We start from the raw sequence: 20,755 nt of genomic DNA on the forward strand, positions 1-20,755 counted from the left end.
ATTGCATAAATATGAAAACTTGTATGATAAAAACCAATAAAATATGTAAAAGCTTTGTAACGGACGGTGAAGTTAATAATGTAATTAAGAATCTGGACTTAGAAATTTATAAGGAAGACTTTACGGTAATTATGGGAAGCTCAGGTTCCGGTAAGTCAACTTTAATGTATTTACTAAGTGGTATGGACAAAGTTACCAGCGGTGATGTATATTTAAAGGAAAGGAATATAACCCATTGTAAGGAGAAAGAGCTGGCATCTGTCCGAAGAAATCATATCGGCTTTGTATTTCAGGGTATTAATCTGATACCAGATCTAACAATCAGAGAAAATATTATAAGTCCTACGTATAAGTCAAAAATAAACAGACGCCTGCTAATCCACAAAGTGGATGATTTATTAGAACAGGTAGGATTAAAGGAGCATGAGAATAAGTTCCCGAGCCAGTTATCGGGGGGACAAATGCAAAGAACGGCTATATGTCGAAGTCTCATTAATGAGCCGGAATTAATCTTTGCAGATGAACCAACGGGAGCGTTAAATTCAAGTGCTGGAGAGAATGTATTAGATACCTTTACCGCAATACATGAAAACGGACAAAGTATAGTTATGGTTACTCATGATTTAAAGGCGGCTGTAAGGGGGAACCGGGTCATATTTATAAAAGACGGTAGAATTGACGGTGAATTGGAGCTGGGAAATTTTCAAAAAGAAGAATCAGAGGAAAGAGAAAAAACTTTATTTGATTTCTTAAAAGAAAGAGGCTGGTAGTAAGGAGGAGCTATGTCACATCGTGTACTAATTATTGAGGATGAAAAGGAATTGGCAGAAATATTAGGTGAATATCTGGATGTGGAAGGTTACGAAGTTATGCTGGCATTTGATGGTCAGAAGGGATTAAAATATGTGGAAGATTTTAAACCGGATTTGATCTTGTTAGACATCATGCTTCCTATAGTAGACGGAATGACCATATGTAAGAAAGTACGAGAAACACGGGATATTCCAATTATCATGCTTTCTGCCAAAAGTGGTGAGATGGACAAAGTTATTTGTCTGGGAATTGGTGCGGATGATTACGTTACCAAACCCTTTAGCCCTTTGGAATTAGTTGCACGGGTAAAAGCTCATTTACGGCGGTTTGATAAAACACATAATGAGAAAGAGATGTTAGGAGCCGGCTTGGAAGTAAAGGCAGGGAGATTAACTTTATCCAAGGAGAGTTACACTGCCCAAATTGATGAGGTTGAAGTGAATTTTACAACCAAAGAATTCATGGTCCTTTATTTTTTTGCCAGCCATAATAATCAAGTATTTACTAAGGAACAACTATATGAAAATATTTGGGGAATGAAGGAATATGGGGACATTAGCAGTGTGGCGGTATATATAAAAAGAATACGTGAAAAATTAAAAGAATATCAAATTGATTACATAAAAACGGTTTGGGGAATTGGATATAAATTCTCCATTAATTAGAAGGGTTACATTGATTATGGTGAAGCAAAAAATATTTCTAAAACAGGAATTAATCATAAATATAATCATTATAACAGTTCTCATAACAGGTATCTTTAGCAGCATCAAACAGTATCAAAATTATAAAGAATATACCTATTATAACAATGCCAGAATGTTAACAGCAGATCAAATAAATCTGGTTAAGGAGTGTTTTATAAAAGGCAGTTTTCAATCCTCCGGCTATCAAAAAGGTGGCTATCCGGTTGTAATCATAGATATAGATGGAAATATCTTATACAGCGACAAGACAGGATATTACATAAATGATAAAGTAAATGTAAATGAATTCATACAAATCGATAAGAGTATGTACATAAATGATAGCAATATAGTAAAAACAACCTTTGCATTGGAGGAGGCAGGGCATACATTAGGCTTTGCAGCATTTTTTATGCCAAGAGGGGAAGCAATTGGAATTGAAGAACAGCAAGTTATCCTTAATATTTTTATGCCGGTTATAATAGGTACTTTACTGGTGCTGGCTCTTATTATCATAAACAGGAGATATATGAAACAACACATTATCTACCCTGTGAATGAAATCATCCAGTCCTCTAAAGCCATAATTGTTGGAAACTATAATGTGCCCGTTGTAAAGGCGAGAAGCAATCGGCTAATGCATAATGATATAGATAAACTTTCTTACAACTTTGAACTAATGCGGGATGAATTAAAAGAAAAACGTAATAGGGAAGAAGAATTAAAAAGGAGTCAGAAAGAACTGATTACTTGTATATCCCATGACTTAAAAACTCCTATCTCTACTATTAAAGCATATAGCGAGGGACTTCGGGACGGCATGGCAAAAGATAGTGAGAAGGTATATAAATATGCTGAAATCATTGTATTAAAAACAGAATTATTAAATAAAATGATTAGTGACCTATTAGAACATTTTAATGCAGAACTGAATAAGCTCACCATTACCAAGAAAGAACAGTACTTTAATGACTATATCACGCAAGTGGCAATGGAGCAGAAGGAAGTAGTAAATTATAATCAAATGGAATTCTTTTATAATAATACAGCACCAAACCTGCTAATAAATTTTGATGAAAACCGAATTACTCAGGTATTGACTAATCTCATAGATAACAGTATCAAGTATGGCAAAAGGGAAAACGGAAAAATTGGGATTGACGTTTCTTACATAAAAGCGGAGAAACAATTAAGTATCAAAATATGGGACAATGGGCAAGGCATTGGAACTACAGATATTCCCTATGTCTTTGATAAGTTTTATAGAGGAGAACCTTCCAGAAACATGAGTATACCAGGCTCAGGTTTAGGTCTATCCATCTGTAAATATATCATAGAAGAGCACGGCGGAGAAATCAAATGTGAGAGTAATAAGAAGGAAGGAACTAATTTTATCATTAGTTTACCTGAAAGATTATAAAACATTTGATGCACATGATTATCTGCTGCGGATTACCAATCCTAATCCTATTGTCGTTACCAGTTGTTGCAAGGTATAGCCCTGTAGCAGCCACTGTTCTAGGTTTTATTGCACCGTTTATATGCCCTATTATGATGGGTGGAATGCTGTTTATGATATTTGGCGGTAATAAAAAGAAAAGCTGCCATACTCATATAAGAGAAGAAAGTGAAAGCAGACGTTTTGACTAATAAATGCTTAATAAAAAAGTCTGTAGCTAATTCTTTTACGTAATTACATGAATGCTACAACTAAACATAAATCTGCAGAAAAATACTTACTGCAAGAATTCGAACGTATCTCTTTGCAGTAAGTATTATCTTTTAAATAATATTTATAGATATTTCCCAATACACAGCTTTGCCTCAAAAACGTAAAATGAACTTTGAGAATAGGGGATATCGGTTACTAGTGACTTTGGGAAATTCGTTATGGTTCTTATATTATAGGAATCGCGCCAATATTGAAAAATCGAGATGTTTGACGAGGCAACGCCGAGGAGTTCTCGATTTTTCAATATGCTTTAAGCGATCCCTATAATATTAGAACCATCGAAGTTCCCTATGGAACAAGTAACCGATATCCCCTATTCTCTAAGTTCCTCTTTAACCTTACTTAGGCAAAGCGTCCTAATCTAAATAAACCGTTTTTCCTGTTTCCAGTGATTCATTAACTGCCGCAAGAAATTGTGTTGAAGCAGCTAATTTATCAAGGGAAAGAGGCATAATACCTGTTTTAAGCATTTCGATAAACTTTTCCAAACCAGCCTTGTAGGTGGAAGAATCTATTTTGATTTCGCCTACATGGCTTTTTTTATCTCCATGAATTACACAGAAACTATGGTCTAAATCTTTGGTGAAATCTAGTACAACACTGTAGGTATCGTAGTCAGCTACACAAAGAATGTTGGAATTACGTTTTATTGTTGTTAAGGATTTTACCTTATATCCGAATATGGTAAAAAGCATTTCTACTATGTGGGGCCCGTAAAAGAATATTCCGTTATAAGGACTGTCTATATCGCCGGGGAAGTTAATATATCCGGATAATATTTTCCCAACAGAACCATCATTTATAATTTTACTAAGTTCTAATACATCGTAACTATATTTACAGGTAGAACCTCCTGTGATTAAAGAATTATATTTTTCTGCTTCCATTAGCAGTGTTCTTGTATCCTCTACAGTAACGGTTAAAGGTTTATCAACCCAAACCGGAATCCCTGCTTTTATAAACGGTATTGCATATGGAGTATGTAGGTTTCCATCCCGGAATAGAATCATAACTGCATCTACTTTACCAACTAATTCCTCTGGTGAAGAGACAATCTCCTCAATTTTACACTGAAAGGCTGTTTTCTCAGTCTCTTTTTCATCATGACCGTAGATAGCCGTTATACGAACATCCGGGAAGTTATATTCTCCAGTATCAGAATCTGGAATATTACACAATTTTGCAAATGCTAAAGCATGGCTGCTATCGGAACCAAGTATACCAATTCGTATCATATCAATCTCCATTCTGCCAAAACACCGGGAATTTAGGCGTCAGCATATAATTGTTAAGATGTTTTTCTTTACATTTATCTAATCTAACTTAACTTGAAATATGTGGTAAAATCACTCATATGGTAGCATTTACAAGGTTGTCTGTCAACTTGAATAAAAAGACACTTTATATTTTTCTACACATATTTGTTTTTCTACACATGGGAAAACCCGCTGAATCAAAGGGTCTTAGAAAAATAAAAAGTAAGGGAGGAAATATATAAAGCTTTAGAAATTGCAATATATACGAATTAAAACTTAAATGCTAAGATGAATTTACCAAAAAGGAGGAGGTAAAAGAAATGAAGAAAAAAATTATATCACTTGTGTTGGCGGTTTCACTATGTGCAGGCTTACTGGCAGGCTGTGGAAAAGAAAAACCGAAAGACACAGACCAAGTATCAACTGAGGATACACAGACTAAGGAAACAAAGAGTTCAGAATCATCACAAGAAGCAGAGCAGCCAGCGGAGGAAACCAATCAATATGGTGATACCGGCGGATTAACACTTCCCTTAGTTGATAAACCAACAACAATAACCTGGATGGTACCAAGCAGTGTTCAGGATCTGTCTAACAAAGCTGTTATTAAAGAAATTGAAGCAAGAACCGGTGTAACTCTTGACATCCAAACGTATCCTTCCACCAGTTTTGCGGATAAGCTTAAAGTTACCCTTGCTTCCGGAAGTATTCCTGATATTATTACCGGCGGTAATGTAACCGAAATCAATAACTTAGGTGGCCAAGGTGCTTTTGTTGCAATTAATGAACATCTTGACAGTCTCCCGAATTTTAAAAGTCTTTATGTAGACAATGGAGAAAACAACTGGGTAATGAAGTCCTATTCCAATGATGAAGGTAATATCTATACCTGGCCTGTATATGGATTAAGCAGAGATGTAAACCATGGCTTCTTATATAGAAAAGACATTTTTGATCAACATGGTATTAAGGAGTGGACAACAACAGAAGAATTCTATCAGGCATTAAAACAATTGAAAGAGATTTATCCGGATTCCATTCCTTATGCGTCTAAGACTCAGGATGCAATATTTAAAGATTGGGGATATGGCTGGGGAATTGGTACAGAAAATGCAAACTATCCGGTATATTATGATGAAGGAACAAAGACATGGAAATTATCTACTATTCAGCCTGAATTTAAAGAAATGATTGACTTTATGAAGAAGCTATATAATGAAGGCTTATTAGACCCTGAATTTATAACAGATACCGATGCGTCCTGGACAGCTAAGATGGCAGCAGAAAACACCTCATTTGTTACCTTCGACTGGATCGGCAGACTGGATATGTTCTATGAACAAGTAAAAGGAACTATTCCAACTTATGATTTAAGATATGCCAATCCGGTAGGCCCAACCGGTAATGTAAGATCTCTTTCCAAGGTTATTAACTTTGGTATTGCAGTTGCTAACAATAAGAATGCGGAAGTTGCATTAAAGGTTCTTGACTACTTATCCAGTCCATCTGGAAGTGAATTAATTACATTAGGTATTGAAGGAGAACACTATACTTTGGATGCAGAGGGTAAAGTAACTTATCCGAATATAACCGATGTAGATAAAGTGGATATTAAAACCTTGGAAGAAAGATACGGTGCATGGGTAGAAGGTATGTATTTAAATATAGATCCCAGAAGTACATATTTTAACTACACAGAAAAAGAACAGGAGTCACAGGATAAGATTAATAACGGTATGAAATATGAAGCACTTGATCCGGTTTTGAAATTTACAAATGAAGAGACTTCCAAAATAGCAGAACTTAAAACAACGATACAAAAAGCAGGAGTTGAATTTGCAGTGCAGTATGTTCTGGACAAAAATTACGGCGAGTCACAATGGAATGAATGGCTTGGAAATGCTGAAAAACTTGGTGCATCAGAACTTGAAAATGCTTACAATACTGCTCAGGCCAGATTTAATGCCGAATAAATATTTGATACCAAATAAGTTTTAACGATTTAACCATAGACCAAGGTCTGAAGTGAAGGGGTTGTTGCAAAAGAATTCATATGTCATTTTGGGAGTAAAGTTTTTCCTGTTAAGATGCTAAGGATTTATTCGCTCATGATGACAGATTTGCAGCAGACCCTTTCATTTCCGAGTAAAATGACTAAATGTTGAAAGAAAATATAGAAAGAAAGGTTGCCGCAAAAGATTCTTTCAGCAATTTATGGCAGTATCACATCTGTAGAAAAGTACCACATATTCAGACAGATGTAATATGCAAATGGGTGTAAACATGAATACTTCTCAAGCAGTTTTAACGACACAAAATAAAAAACCCGGGCGGAAAGATACATGGAAACGCTTAAAGAAAAGCAGGCAGTTACTGATTATTTTTCTTCCTTGTGCTGCATTTTATTTAATATTCCGTTATGGTCCAATGTTTGGTTTAGCTATGTCTTTTCAAGATTATGGAATATATTTAGGCTTTCTAAAAAGTCCCTGGGTAGGACTTAAGCATTTTATTAAATTTTTTAGCAGTCCTGATTTTTTCCTGTTATTTAAAAATACATTTTTACTAGGAATTTATACCTTATTATGGACGTTTCCCTTCCCGATAATTTTTGCAATTTTATTAAATGAAGTAAGAAATACAGCTTTTAAGAAAAGCGTACAAACTATAAGTTTTCTGCCGTCTTTTCTTTCCATCGTAATTGTCAGCAGTATGGTAATTGATTTTCTTTCTCCCAATCATGGTATTATCAATACCTTATTAAGTGCTATTGGAATGGAGAAACATTATTTTATAGCGGATCCTAAATGGTTTAGAACCATCTACATAACATCAGAAATATGGAGTAACATGGGATATAGTGCAATTATCTATCTTGCGGCCATAGCAGGTATCGACCCAACCTTATATGAAGCTGCAAGAGTGGACGGCTGCAGCAGGGTAAGATCCATATGGTATATTACCCTACCAAGTATGTTACCTACTATCGCTACCATGTTTATATTAAAGTCAGGTAATATATTCCGTATCGGTTATGAAAAGATACTATTACTGTATAATCCAACTACATATAAGGTAGCAGACGTATTTTCGACCTATGTATACAGGAAAGGTCTGCTGGAGTCAAATTACAGTTATGCAGCTGCGGTAGGTTTATTTGAATCAGCTGTTGCATTAATATTATTGCTAATTACAAATAGAGTCAGCAGAAAATTATCGGAACAAAGCTTATGGTAACGAGGGGGTGGGCATACATGAAAGATAAGAAAAAAATAACTATGTTTGATATAGTAAATACGTTAATCATGCTGATGGTGGGAATTGTTATGCTTTATCCGGTTATTTATGTAGTTGCTGTATCCTTTAGTGATACCATATATATTGTTCAGAATAAAGTAACATTCTTTCCGAAAGGTTTTAATCTGGATGCTTATAAGATGATTCTGCAGGATTCAAGAATACCCAGATCCTATATAAACACCATAATATACACTACAGTAGGACTTGTAATTAATTTGTTAATGACGATTTTAGGGGCATATCCCCTATCAAAAAAAGAGTTTTTCGGCCGTAAGTTTTTTGTTACTGCAATCGTTATTACCATGTTCTTTAGCGGCGGTATGATACCTACCTATATAGTGGTTCAGAAATTAAAGCTGATTGATTCTATGTGGGCTTTGATAATTCCCAATGCCATATGGACAACGGAATTATTAATATTGAAAAGTTTTTATGAATCCATTTCACCAAGTCTCTATGAAGCAGCCATTGTTGACGGAGCTTCTGAGTACAGAATATTGTTTAAAATAGTAGTACCCCTATCGAAACCAGCTTTAGCCTCCATTGCTCTGTTTTATTTTATGGGACACTGGAACAGCTATTTTATACCTTTTATTTATTTAAATAGTACAAATAAATATCCACTACAGGTGGTATTAAGGGATATGCTGATTGAAAACACAGCTTCCAATCCTAATTTAATGACCGTATCTCAGATTACACCAGAGGCAATGAAGAATGCAACCATATTCCTTTCTATGATTCCGGTATTACTGCTATATCCCTTTGCTCAAAAGTACTTTGCAAAAGGTATCATGCTGGGTTCCGTAAAAGGATGACAGGAATGAAGGAGGATGAAACCATGAATATTTTAGTCACCATTCCCAAAAGGTCCGTCAGAGACACATTTATACCTGCTCAGGTTGCAGACCGGATAAATTCTTTGGGTAATGTGGTATGGAACAATACAGAAAATAATTGGTCCAGTGAAGAACTAAAAGAAAGATTAAAAGACATAGATGTCTGTATCTGTGGATGGGGCAGCAGTGAATTTAATGAGACAGCCTTGGAACATGCTCATAGATTAAAGATAATAGCCCATACAGGTGGTTCTTTAACGAATGTAGTCAGTAATGCAATTTATGAAAGAGGTATTAAGATGGTCAGCGGCAATTGGTTTTTTGCCCAGTCTCTTGCAGAAGGAACCCTGGCATACATATTAAGTGCATTAAGGGATATTCCCTACTACAACAATGAAGTTCATCAGGGACGCTGGCATGATGGGAACTATTATAACGAAAGCATTCTGGATCAGACAGTGGGCCTAATCGGCTTTGGAATGACGGCACAGATACTGGTTACTATGTTAAAACCCTTTCATGTAAAGATAAAAGTATTTTCTGAACACAAGACCGATGATATATACAAAGAATATGGAGTACAACGGGGGTCTTTGGAAGAGATCATTACAACCTGTAAGATTATTTCCGTGCATATGGCTCAAAGAGAGGATACCTACCACCTGATTAACAGGGAACTTCTTAAGAAAATACCCCATGGAAGCCTCCTTGTGAACACTTCCAGAGGAAGTCTGATAGACGAAGAAGCTTTGGCAGATGAACTTTCAACAGGTAGATTTAAAGCTGTTCTTGATGTGTATGAAACAGAACCCTTGCAAAAAGGGAGTAAACTGCGGGGGTTAAACAATGCAATTTTGATTCCCCATATGGGAGGCCCCACTATTGATCGGAGAAAAAATTGCACACTGGGAATTCTGGAGGATATAGAGAGATTTTTTAAAGGAGAAGAGTTAAAGTATGAAATAAAAATGGAGTATGCAAACCGAATGACAAGGTAGTTAAGGCCGTATAGCAAGAAAGTTTGACAATCCCTAATAAAGTAGTTAGAATCAAATTAATAGATACTTCCGGGAAAGGAAAATGAATTTGAAGATGAAATTGCGTGTGCAAAATGGAGTGTTCAATAAGTCTTTACTAAAAATTTTTATGGTCTTATTATTTGCTATCTCGATTATGTTTCTTTCTAATTATTATATTTATAGAAGTTCCATGAATGAAATGTTTAAACAGGCTGAAATTAATAATGAACTTGTTGTAAATGGTGTTATTCAGTCCTTTGAAGAAAATTTTAAAGAAATCAATGATATTATATATACGATAGATACATTGCCATATAACATACATGACTCAGAAGGACATAATAATGTGAACATGAATAACGCATATCTTCTGATGAAAAACGTGAACCAGTTGATCTCCCAGGATTTTATTGCGGATTTTGTTGTATTCTTTAAAGATTCTGATTTAGCTTTAACATTATCCGGTACGGAAAGTTTTCAAAGTATTTTTTCAAACAAATATAAAAGTGATAAATATGCTTCTGAGTATTGGAAAAATTTTGCTGTCACAAGCCATCCAATGAAAATAATTCCGGAAGATTATTACCAGGATACTAGAAATTCCGGTAAAACAGTCAGAAAATTACTTGCTATTGTAGCCTCTAATCAAATGAGCAGCACTGTAAAAAATATGGTTGTATTTGTAGATCTGCCAAAGTTGTATAAAAAGGTAAATGAACAAAGTATGATGAAGGGTTCCTCTTTGATTATATTGGATAAAGATAAAAATGTAATTATAAACACAGATGACAATTATAATATGGAGGGGTTGGAAGGTATAATTGTTGATTCCGATAAAGAAACCACCGTTCAAAAGGGTAAATATAATTATCATGTAATAAAATCAGAATACAATTCCTTTACTTATATTAACAAAGTACCCCATAGTTACGAAGGTTCTATTTCTATCATTAAATACAACAGGTTGATATTATTTTTGACAACGATAGCAGGAGTTGCAATTTCACTTATCTTAAGTATTTATTTATACAGTCCTATAAAGAAGATTCTATGGCTGGTAGGTATGAAAGAAGAAGATAAGAATCAGAATAATTATAAATATATCTATAATCATATTGAAAAAATGCAGATGGAGAATAAATTAATAAGTAACAAAATGGATAATGTGAAAGAAGAAGTTATGCGCAGCATATTCTTTAAAATGATTGATGACATAACTTTTTATAAGCAAATGAAAGATCAGATTGACACCTATTTTAAAGCTATATTTTTTAATAAACAATTCTTAATGGTGGCACTGGAATTTACCATTAATGACCAGCCCGACAATGGAAATAGTAATACAGCTCCCATTGCGCCGGATGAAATCAGAAAAATAATTAAGGATTCTTTAGAGGATATAGGGCAGGGTAAACTATCTGTTGTTGTATTTTACATTGAAAAAATGCGTCTGGTAGCTTTAGTGGGCATTAATGAGTCTATAAAAAGAGATCAATTAGTGAGAGACATTGATGAAATGAAGAATCAGCTTCAAAACACAGTTTTTAATGAGTATACCATAACAGCAGTAGTTGGCAAGTTCTACGATGAAGCTCAAAACTGTAAAGAAGCTTTCGATGAAATTAAAATGTGTTTTGAATATCGCTCTATAAACAATATGAAAACACTGATAGATTTAGAGAAAAATGAATACAGCTATGATGTTTACATGCCGTTGGATTTTGATGAAAAGTTGTCTAATTACATACTAAGCGGTAATGTGGACGAAAGTATGAAGCTGATAAAGCAAATAGTAGAAACGAATATTCAAAACAATATAAGCTTTATTAAGTTTCAATATATTTTAAATAATATATTCCATACTATGGTTAATATAATGGTTCATTTGAATGTAAATCAGAAAGAAATTGAAATAGCTGAAAAAGAATTCAGACGAAAAATGAAAACCTTTGTTATTACGAAAAACTATACAGATTTCTTTTATAGTCTGGTTAAATTAACCACAGATAAAATTCGTGGGGAGGATTCGGGAAAATTAAATAAGGATTTTGTACTGCAGTATATTCAGCTGCATTTTTCGGAAAATCTTTATTTAGATAAAATGGCAGAGGTATTTAACACCACACCGAAATACTTTTCCAACTTTTTTAAGAAGGCTTTTGGAGTGAATTTTATAGAATATTTAAATAAAGCAAGGATATCCCATGCCAAAGAACTGCTAAAAGGTTCTGAAATTCCTGTCAATGAAATTGGAGAAAGAATAGGATATCTGAATCCAAGCACATTTTCCAGTACATTTAAAAAATATTGTGGAATTACACCTTCCGAATATAGAAAAAAGTACAATACAAAATAAAAGTAATCTGGAATAAATGAAAAGTTATAAAGAATCAAGAAGTTAAGGCTTAGAGAAAATAAATTATAGAAAGAATGCCATGAAGTGCTTCTTTCAAAAGTTGAAAGAAAATGTAATGAAAGAAAGGATGCCATAAGTGAATTCTTTCAACTATTTATTGATGGCATATCACATCTGGGAGCAAATGTGATAACAATGAGTGTAAAGATGAGAGAACGTAATCCACAAAAATCCAAACAAGATATACTTTCTGCAGCAGAAATCCTTTTTGCCGGGAAGGGCATCTACGGAACCAGAGTAGACGAAATTGCCCATGAAGCAGGTATTAATAAAAGAATGAATTACGAATACTTTGGCAGCAAAGAGGAATTATATAAGGCAGTATTGGTGGAAGTGTATGGAAGGCTTGGGTATAAGGAAGTGGATATTCTATCGGATAAAACGGATCCGGTAGATGCAATCAGAAAACTCATTCAATTTTACTTTAAGTTTTTAAAAGAAAATAACACTTATGTAAAACTGCTTCAATGGGAGAACCTGAATGAAGGTAAGTATATTGAAGATGAAGGTTTTACAGGAATTAAGGACCCTACTTTAGAACTGTTAAGAAAAATAATAAATAAGGGAAAGGAGGATGGGATTTTTCACTCGCAAGTAGATACGGAACAGGTTATATTGTCATTGTTAACTTTCATTTTTGCGTATTTTTCAAATCGCTTTACTTTATCCAAACTATTTGGCAAAAGGCTGGATAACGATGATAATATTAACAAACGTATTGAGCACGTTACGGATATGTTCTTATGCTATCTGCTGAAAGAGTAAAAAATTTACCATTAAGTAACTAACTGGTTACTTATTTGGATTTACAAAAATATAAGAAAAGAACTTGGAATAAGAAAATAGAAAGACTGAGAATAAAAGAATATAAAGACTTAGAATAAAAAATAGAAAGACCTGGAATAAGAAAGTAGAAAGGTTTGGAATAAAAGAAAATAGAAAGACAAGTAAAAGGAAAGTTGGGATATTATGTGGAATGAAGATAGTTTAAATGAAAAACTAACCAATCCCTCTCAAAAATTAATCAGCGGTATGTCTAAGATATCCGGAGACATTCTGATTCTTGGCGCAGGGGGTAAGATGGGGCCTACTTTGGCTATTCTTGCAAATAATGCAATTAAAGCTGCAAAGGGAAATAATAAGGTAATTGCAGTCTCAAGATTTACAGATCCGGTTGTTATCAATCTAATGAAGAAACATGACATTGAAACAATTAGTGTGGATTTATTAAAGCCGGGTGCTTTAGAAAATTTACCTCAGGTACCTAATGTAATTTATATGGCAGGACGTAAGTTTGGTACCGACGGACAGGAAGCACAGACCTGGGCTATGAATACCTGGCTGCCTGGGCTGGTAGCGGAGAAATACAAACATTCCAAAATTGTGGTATTTTCATCGGGAAATATTTATCCCATGATGCCTGTTAATTCAGGAGCTTCTGAAAATATAAAGCCTTCACCGGTAGGTGAATATGCAATGTCTTGTCTTGGCAGGGAGCGTATGTTTGAGTATGCCTCCAAAGAATATGGAACAGAGGTTTTTATGTACCGTTTAAACTATGCAGTGGACTTAAGATATGGAGTTCTTCATGATATCGGGGTGAATATTATGGAGGAAAAACCAGTTAGCCTTTCGGCAGCTGCCTTTAACTGCATATGGCAGGGAGATGCCAATGAAATGGCTTTACTGGCATTACTTCATACAGGATGCCCTCCTGTTAAAATGAATATTACAGGTCCGGAAACTGTTTCCATAAGATATGCGGCTGGAGAATTAGGTAAGTTACTGGGGAAAGAACCAATATTTACAGGTGAAGAAGCTCCGGCTGCTTTGCTTAATAATTCTGCATTGGCCATGGAGACTTTTGGATATCCCACGGTTTCTTTAAAAACACTAATTAGCTGGCAGGCAGAGTGGATATTAGCAGGAGGAAGGTCTCTGGGGAAACCCACTCATTTTGAAGAAAGGGAGGGCAAATACTAATGGCAGGACAGGAAGTAACATTGGACATATTAAAAGCAAGACAGGAAGAAGCTTTGAACATATTAAAAAAGGGTACTTTTATACCGGCTCATCCCCTTGCATTAACGGCCGACAGAAAACTGGACGAAGAGAAACAAAGAATGCTTACCCGCTATTATCTGGCCAGCGGTGCGGGTGGTCTGGCAGTTGCAGTACATACAACCCAATTTGAAATCAGAGATCCTAAGATAGGACTTTTTGAGCCGGTACTAAAAATAGCAGTGGAAGAAATAGAGGCATTTGAGAAAAAAACAGGAAAAGTTATTGTAAGAATTGCAGGTGTCTGCGGGCCTCTGGGGCAAGCAGTGGAAGAAGCTAAGACGGCGCTGAAACTTGGTTATGATGCGGTATTACTTAGCCCGGGAGGATTAAACAACTTAAGTGAAGAAGAATTGTTAAAGCGAAGTGAAGAAGTTGCAAAAATTATTCCGGTTATTGGGTTCTATCTTCAAAAGTCAGTAGGAGGAAGAAAACTGACTTTTGATTACTGGCAAAGGTTTTGCGAAATAAATAATGTAGTAGCCATCAAAGCCGCACCCTTTAACCGCTATGAGACACTGGATGTAGCCAGAGCAGTGGCATTCTCATCAAGAAAAGACCAGATCGCCCTTTATACCGGTAATGATGACAATATTGTTATGGACTTATTAACCAAGTACAAATTCAGCAAAGATGGAAAGGATTATGAAATATCTTTTGCAGGAGGCCTGCTGGGTCATTGGTCTGTATGGACACATACGGCTGTAAAACTTTTTAGGAGACTGAAAGAGGCTGCAAAAAGTGAAATCATTCCTGCAGAGCTTCTGACGCTTGCAATGGAAGTGACAGATGCAAATGCTGCATTCTTTGATACGGCAAATGAATTCAAAGGCTGTATTGCAGGACTTCATGAAGTTTTGCGAAGACAGGGAATTCTTAAAGGAATCTGGTGTCTGAATGAGAAGGAGACCCTTTCACCGGGGCAGGCGGAAGAAATACAAAGAGTTTATGAGATGTATCCTCATCTGAATGATGATGAGTTTATAGAAGCCAACAAAGAAAAATGGATGTAGCGAATTTGTACCTGCACCCAAATTCACAGGTTTTAGACCTATTGAGAATCAATATGCAGTATAGGAGGAGACACAATGATTAAATTCGGAACAGGCGGCTGGAGGGCACTCATTGGTGAAGAGTTCACAAAAGATAATGTAAGAATACTGTCACAGGCTGTTGCTAACATGATTATTTCGGAACAGGCAGAAGAATACGAGTTTGTAATAGGTTACGACAGGCGGTTTTTATCGGATAAAGCTGCAAAATGGATGAGCGAAGTCTTAGCCGGTAACGGTATAAAAGTAATATTTATTGAAAAAATAGCACCGACCCCTTTGGTGATGTTCACCGTACAAATGCAGCAGTCAAAATTTGGTGCAGCCATCACTGCCAGTCATAATCCGGCAGATTATAATGGTATAAAGATATTTACAGAAGGGGGAAAAGACGCTACAGAAACGGTTACAGAAAAAATAGAAGAATTTATAGAGGAAGTGGATAAGAAAGATATAAAATCCATGGAATTTAATTTAGGCATAGAAAAGGGAAGGATTATAAAGTCAGATCCTATGAATACTTATATAGATTCTATTATTAGTATGATTGATATTGATGCAATACGTAAAAAGCACTTAAAGATACTGTTAGACCCAATGTTTGGTGTCTCTAAAACCTCTTTGCAGACCGTTCTAATTACTGCAAGATGTGATGTGGATATTATAAATGACAGGCATGATACTTTATTCGGTGGAAGACTGCCTTCCCCTAGCTTAGAGACTTTACAGCGACTTAGAAGTACGGTTATGGAAAGCGGCTATGACCTTGGTATCGGAACAGACGGAGACGCAGATCGATTAGGCATTATTGATAGTAATGGTGAATTTATTCATCCAAACAGTATTCTTGTATTATTGTACTACTATCTCTTAAAGTACAAGGGTTTAAAAGGCTGCGCTGTAAGAAACCTTACCACAACTCATTTGCTGGATAAGATAGCAGATAAATTCGGTGAAAAATGCTATGAAGTTCCCGTTGGCTTTAAATATATCTGCTCTAAGATGGAGGAACAGGACGCCATCATTGGAGGAGAAAGCAGCGGTGGATTATCCATAAAAGGACATATTAAAGGTAAGGATGGAATATTTGCTGCCAGCCTTTTGGTAGAAATGATCAGTGTTACAGGAAAGTCTTTAACAGAACTGCTTCAGGAATTGTATATTGAGTTTGGGTATTGCTATATGGCAGAAAATGCATTTGTATTCCAGGAGGAAATCAAAGACAGACTGCAAAAGTTATTGTTCCAGGAGAAAAAGTTACCGGAATTTACGTATGACGTTGAGAAAGTCAGCTATATGGATGGAGTAAAAGTTTATTTTACAAATGGCGGATGGATTAGTGCACGATTTTCCGGAACAGAGCCTCTGCTTAGGATATTTGCTGAAATGGAAAGCGAACTTTTAGCAAAAGAAGTCAGTGATGATATGAGAAACTTCTTAAGTTTATAGGAATAGGGTGATAGGATATGACAAAGCTGATTGAAAAAATACAGTATTATTCTAAAGCATACCACAGAATTAAAATGGAAGATGAGTATGTGAAAGAGGCACAATTGCCCGGAAAAACATATTTTATAGATAAGGATGAAATACTGGCTTTGCCAAGAGATGATGGAGACTGCAGATACCCTTACGGCGTTGATGGCTTTTATTTTTGGGCCTATGCATCCGGGTATATGCATGGCAATGAAGGAATCTTTTCACCTTTTCTTAGAGCATCGGAAGGGCAGGAAAACAAAATAGCCTTTTTTGCCGGTATACCGGCAAAGGATAATCAATATGATATAGTTTCACTGCTGTCGGTTCCGGTTATGGATACTAAAATAGAGACAGAGCAATTTACGGTATTTACAAAATGTTGTGCTTACTACATAACTCAATTAGAAGATTTACGTTTTGGGGTTCGGGTATTTGTAAATCATGACAAAAAAGTAATATTTTCTTTAACTGCTGAAAATCTTAGTGGTGAAGGAAAAGACATCCTGCTGTCTTCCTTTTTTAATCCTTTTCTTGTTCATGCCATTGCAGAAAGCGGAGATAATAGATGGTTCCGGGAAGTAAGGTATTGCAAAAAAGAAAAGAAAGGGGTATTAAGTAAGGAAGATAAAGATTTAGGGTATTTTATTATAAAAACTAATGAAGATTTAAGCAGAACCCAATCCGTATCCAATTATGGAATTATAAAAAGACAAATACAATGTGGAGAAAAAAGCAGGTTAATAAGTCATGAAGAAACCGCCTCCAGATATGAGTATGTGGGAGGCAGCAGAGGAAGTCTCCATTCACCCATGGCAGTAAAGAAGGGAACTTTTCCTGGGACTAAACAGGTGTGTACCTTTACAGAAGTGGGAGCGGCAGGTGATTTAATTAAACTGCATTTAGGAGAGAAGGATGTGGCACGGCTGGATATTACCTTTGATTACATACCATATTGTAAGGAAGAATTAGAATTGAAAAAATTGATTAAAGGCAAAGTTAGCCCACTGGAAATAGATACCTCACTGGGTAAACTGGAAGAAATGGAGGAAAAAAAAGCTTCAAAACTAAAGATAGGTGTAGGACAATCAAAACTTCCCGAAATCAAAACAAAGGTATGTAACTCCTTTATAGAACATCTAAAAAAACAAGTGGAATTTTGTGCTTTAATGAAAGGGTACATTCAGGCATATGTAGGTTCATTAATTGGAATCCGGGATGTGTTTCAGGCATTGGAGGCTCTTGCCGCCTGGGAACCGGAGGAAACAAAAGATAAGATGTTAGAAGCTCTGAATTTTACTGCTCCCAATGGAAGATGCCCCCGCCAGTATTCCTTACCAGCAGGAGAAGGTGCTCCGGAGATGGATCTTCGTCCTTTTATAGATCAGGGAGTTTGGGTTATTTCAACAATTGTTACTTACTTAAAATATACAGGTGATTTTTCCTTTCTGGAAGAAGAGTGCGGATATTATGAAATAATAGATGAGAAGAAAAACCTGGTAAAGTTAAGTCCTATAAGAGATAGCGTGTTGGAACATATGCTTAAGATTATGAACTATCTTATTTCAAACAGGGATTTTGAAATAACGAAATGTGTGAGAGCTCTTTATGGAGATTGGAATGATGCACTGGATGGACTTGGAGTCAGTCTGAATCCGGAAAAAGAATACGGCAGTGGTGTATCTGTAATGGTTTCCTTACAAGTATATCAAAATCTAAAAGAGATGGAAGAACTTCTATATAAATTGGATGCACATAAGTATCAGCAGCTTATAAAAGAATACCAAACAGTGGGACAGGAAATAAAAGAGGGATTATATAAGTATGGAATTGTAATAGGAGAAAATGACGAAAAAAGAATTGTGCATGGCTGGGGCGATAAAGCGTCTTACTATGTGGGAAGCTTTCATGATCCGGATCATAAGTCCAGACAGGTCCTTACCTCCAATGCTTTTTGGGTATTAACCGGACTATATGACGAAGATATGGGAATGAAGGATACAATTCTAAACGCTTTTAAAAATTTAGATTCTAAATACGGGTTAAAGACTTTTGAACCTTATTTTGAGGCGGATACCAAGGGTGTGGGACGGATTCCTAAGCTTCCTGCCGGTACCGCGGAGAATGGAGCAGCCTATATACATGCCTCCATGTTTGGAATTATGGCCCTTTTTAGAATGGGATATTCAAAAGATGCATGGATGCAGCTTCTGAAGTCACTGCCGTTTACCCATGAATATATATCCTGTTCCCCATACATTATGCCAAATTCCTATGGTTATAATAAAGAATTAAATATTGACGGAGAATCCATGGCTGACTGGCAGACAGGAAGTTCCAATGTATTGCTAAAACTTCTTATTAAGTGCGTCTTCGGGTTAAATCCGGAATACGAAGGAATATGGCTGCAGCCGGCAGTATATACACCTTTTGAAAGCATGGAACTGCACATTACCGTAAAGAATTGCAAACTTCATATTTATTATAAGGAAGCACAGAAAAAAGGAAGAAGGTATATTGTAAACGGTATACAAAGAAATAGTGTATATGATCCAGTGATGAATTTAGATAAATTATGGATTTCAAACGAAGAACTAAAGGGTAAAAAATTAGACATTGAAGTGCAAACTTAATCATTGTATCATACTTTCTATAAATGAATGTTTTTTTGAGAGCGTGATTTTCTGGGCAAATGGTTTATAAAATGGTTGGTTTCACGAAAAATGGAAAGGAGTCAGAGAATGTTACAATATGATGTAATTGTAGTAGGGGGAGGAATATCCGGTGTTATGTCGGCTATTACCGCTGCAAGGAACGGAGCTAAGACCCTGCTTATAGAAAAGTATGGTTTTCTGGGAGGAATGTTGACCGCTGCTGGTGTAGGTCCAATGATGACTTTTCACGTAGCAGACAGACAAGTAATAAAAGGTTCTGTGGGAGAACTGATTGACAGGTTAGAGGAAAAGAAAAAGTCACCCGGTCATGTAACAGACACCATTGGATATACCTATACGGTAACCCCTTTTGATGCAGAGGCCATGAAACATGAATTAGAACTTATGCTTATAGAAAATGGGGCTGAAATTCTTTACCACACCATGTTATCTGCCGTTAAAATATCAAATGGAACTATAGAATCACTTACTATCAGTAATAAAGCTGGTTTAAGTGAAGTTAGTGCAAAAGTATATATTGATGCCACCGGTGATGGTGATCTTTCTGCCTGGGCAGGAGTGGAATTCACAAAAGGTAGAATTTCAGATGGTGCCTGCCAGCCTATGACAATGAATATGAAAATAAGCAATGTAGATATAGAAGCGGTGAAGGCCTATGTAAAGGAGAATCCCGATGAATTCCCGTATCTAAAGGGCAATACGGACATGGTGGATAAAGCATCCAGACTTTCTGTCAGCGGTTATGAACTAACGGTGAAACAGGGAAAAGAAGACGGTTCTTTGGATTTTGACTCTGAAGGAATTTTATTCTTTGAAACCAATAACCTGGGGGAGGTGATTGTCAATACTACAAGAATACGGGGATTTGACTCCACAGATCCATGGGAACTCTCCAAAGCAGAAATCGAAGGCAGGAGACAGGTTCGTAATCTTGAAAAATTTTTAAAGGAAAAGGTAAGAGGATTTGAACATTCCATACTTATAAGTACAGGACCGGGCATTGGTGTAAGAGGTTCCAGGCAGATTAAAGGTTTGTATACTCTAACTTTGGAGGATATTACTTCCTGTAGAAAGTTTGATGATGTGGTGGCTCATGCAGGTTATCCTGTTGATGTACATAGTCCTGACGGAAAAGGTGAAGTTGTAAAGGATGAGGACAATATTACTTACGGAAGTATGTACAGTGTACCTTATGGCTGCCTTATAAATAATCAAATAGATAATTTAATAACCGTAGGAAGATGTATATCTGCTACCTTTGAAGCTCAGGGAGCAATCAGAACAACACCTATTGCAGGTGCCGTGGCTCAGGCAGGGGGAGCTGCTGCCTTTTTAGCTGTAAAATATGGACAGAAGACAAAAAATATTAATATTCATGAAATGCAGCAGATACTCTTAAATGAGGGAGCATATCTAAATATTTAACCGCA

Annotated in this window: 17 protein-coding genes; 16 read left to right on the forward strand and 1 reads right to left on the reverse strand. The window is 35.9% G+C overall.

Translation table 11 applies throughout. The features are described 5' to 3' along the window. Positions 1 to 11 precede the first annotated feature (11 nt). From RT261_RS07240 to RT261_RS07255, 4 genes are read left to right on the forward strand one after another with little or no spacing between them, the layout of a single operon-like run. Entirely contained in the window at positions 12 to 770 is a 759-nt protein-coding gene (locus RT261_RS07240) for an ABC transporter ATP-binding protein (protein WP_313131190.1), read from the forward strand. 12 nt (positions 771 to 782) lie between these two features. After that, positions 783 to 1,478, forward strand: coding sequence for a response regulator transcription factor (locus tag RT261_RS07245; RefSeq protein WP_313131192.1), 696 nt, complete (start codon positions 783 to 785; stop codon positions 1,476 to 1,478). A gap of 16 nt (positions 1,479 to 1,494) precedes the next feature. Beyond that, a complete protein-coding gene (locus RT261_RS07250) occupies positions 1,495 to 2,919 on the forward strand; it encodes a sensor histidine kinase (protein WP_313131195.1) in 1,425 nt (474 codons plus the stop codon). A 5-nt stretch (positions 2,920 to 2,924) separates the two neighbouring features. Continuing rightward, positions 2,925 to 3,149, forward strand: a complete 225-nt coding sequence (locus RT261_RS07255; RefSeq protein WP_331665427.1) for a hypothetical protein — start codon at positions 2,925 to 2,927, stop codon at positions 3,147 to 3,149. A gap of 438 nt (positions 3,150 to 3,587) precedes the next feature. Here the strand turns inward: RT261_RS07255 and RT261_RS07260 are convergent, their stop codons facing one another. Continuing rightward, the gene (locus tag RT261_RS07260) at positions 3,588 to 4,466 is read right to left on the reverse strand and encodes a Gfo/Idh/MocA family protein (protein WP_313131197.1); all 879 of its coding nucleotides are present in this window, start codon (positions 4,464 to 4,466) and stop codon (positions 3,588 to 3,590) included. A 341-nt stretch (positions 4,467 to 4,807) separates the two neighbouring features. Between RT261_RS07260 and RT261_RS07265 the strand changes: the two genes are divergently transcribed. The 12 genes from RT261_RS07265 to RT261_RS07320 all read left to right on the forward strand — a co-directional run bounded on the left by RT261_RS07265 (position 4,808) and on the right by RT261_RS07320 (position 20,750). Continuing rightward, a complete protein-coding gene (locus tag RT261_RS07265; RefSeq protein WP_313131199.1) occupies positions 4,808 to 6,460 on the forward strand; it encodes an extracellular solute-binding protein in 1,653 nt (550 codons plus the stop codon). Positions 6,461 to 6,645: 185 nt separating this feature from the next. Beyond that, on the forward strand, positions 6,646 to 6,768 hold the full coding sequence (locus RT261_RS07270; RefSeq protein WP_313131202.1) for a hypothetical protein: 123 nt from the start codon (positions 6,646 to 6,648) through the stop codon (positions 6,766 to 6,768). Positions 6,769 to 6,770: 2 nt separating this feature from the next. Further along, a complete protein-coding gene (locus RT261_RS07275; RefSeq protein WP_313131204.1) occupies positions 6,771 to 7,724 on the forward strand; it encodes an ABC transporter permease in 954 nt (317 codons plus the stop codon). 17 nt (positions 7,725 to 7,741) lie between these two features. After that, on the forward strand, positions 7,742 to 8,605 hold the full coding sequence (locus RT261_RS07280) for a carbohydrate ABC transporter permease (protein WP_313131206.1): 864 nt from the start codon (positions 7,742 to 7,744) through the stop codon (positions 8,603 to 8,605). Positions 8,606 to 8,628: 23 nt separating this feature from the next. Then, positions 8,629 to 9,624, forward strand: coding sequence for a hydroxyacid dehydrogenase (locus tag RT261_RS07285; RefSeq protein WP_313131208.1), 996 nt, complete (start codon positions 8,629 to 8,631; stop codon positions 9,622 to 9,624). A 148-nt stretch (positions 9,625 to 9,772) separates the two neighbouring features. Further along, positions 9,773 to 12,001: a helix-turn-helix domain-containing protein gene (locus RT261_RS07290; RefSeq protein ID WP_313131210.1), complete on the forward strand. Its 2,229-nt coding sequence runs from the start codon at positions 9,773 to 9,775 to the stop codon at positions 11,999 to 12,001. 84 nt (positions 12,002 to 12,085) lie between these two features. Then, complete coding sequence (locus RT261_RS07295; RefSeq protein WP_313131212.1) at positions 12,086 to 12,826, forward strand: TetR/AcrR family transcriptional regulator; 741 nt, start codon at positions 12,086 to 12,088, stop codon at positions 12,824 to 12,826. Between the two features lie 204 nt (positions 12,827 to 13,030). Beyond that, positions 13,031 to 14,044, forward strand: a complete 1,014-nt coding sequence (locus tag RT261_RS07300) for an NAD-dependent epimerase/dehydratase family protein (protein WP_313131215.1) — start codon at positions 13,031 to 13,033, stop codon at positions 14,042 to 14,044. Next, positions 14,044 to 15,135, forward strand: coding sequence for a dihydrodipicolinate synthase family protein (locus RT261_RS07305; protein ID WP_313131217.1), 1,092 nt, complete (start codon positions 14,044 to 14,046; stop codon positions 15,133 to 15,135). The genes RT261_RS07300 and RT261_RS07305 overlap by 1 nt, the downstream gene beginning before the upstream one ends. Positions 15,136 to 15,210: 75 nt before the next feature. Further along, entirely contained in the window at positions 15,211 to 16,623 is a 1,413-nt protein-coding gene (locus tag RT261_RS07310) for a phosphoglucomutase/phosphomannomutase family protein (RefSeq protein WP_313131219.1), read from the forward strand. Between the two features lie 17 nt (positions 16,624 to 16,640). Then, a complete protein-coding gene (locus RT261_RS07315; RefSeq protein ID WP_313131221.1) occupies positions 16,641 to 19,283 on the forward strand; it encodes a GH36-type glycosyl hydrolase domain-containing protein in 2,643 nt (880 codons plus the stop codon). Between the two features lie 108 nt (positions 19,284 to 19,391). Next, positions 19,392 to 20,750: an FAD-dependent oxidoreductase gene (locus RT261_RS07320; protein ID WP_313131223.1), complete on the forward strand. Its 1,359-nt coding sequence runs from the start codon at positions 19,392 to 19,394 to the stop codon at positions 20,748 to 20,750. The last annotated feature ends 5 nt before the right edge of the window (positions 20,751 to 20,755 follow it).

The organism is Anaerocolumna sp. (assembly GCF_032079385.1).
In the GTDB taxonomy this organism is placed as follows: Bacteria; Bacillota; Clostridia; order Lachnospirales; family Lachnospiraceae; genus Anaerocolumna.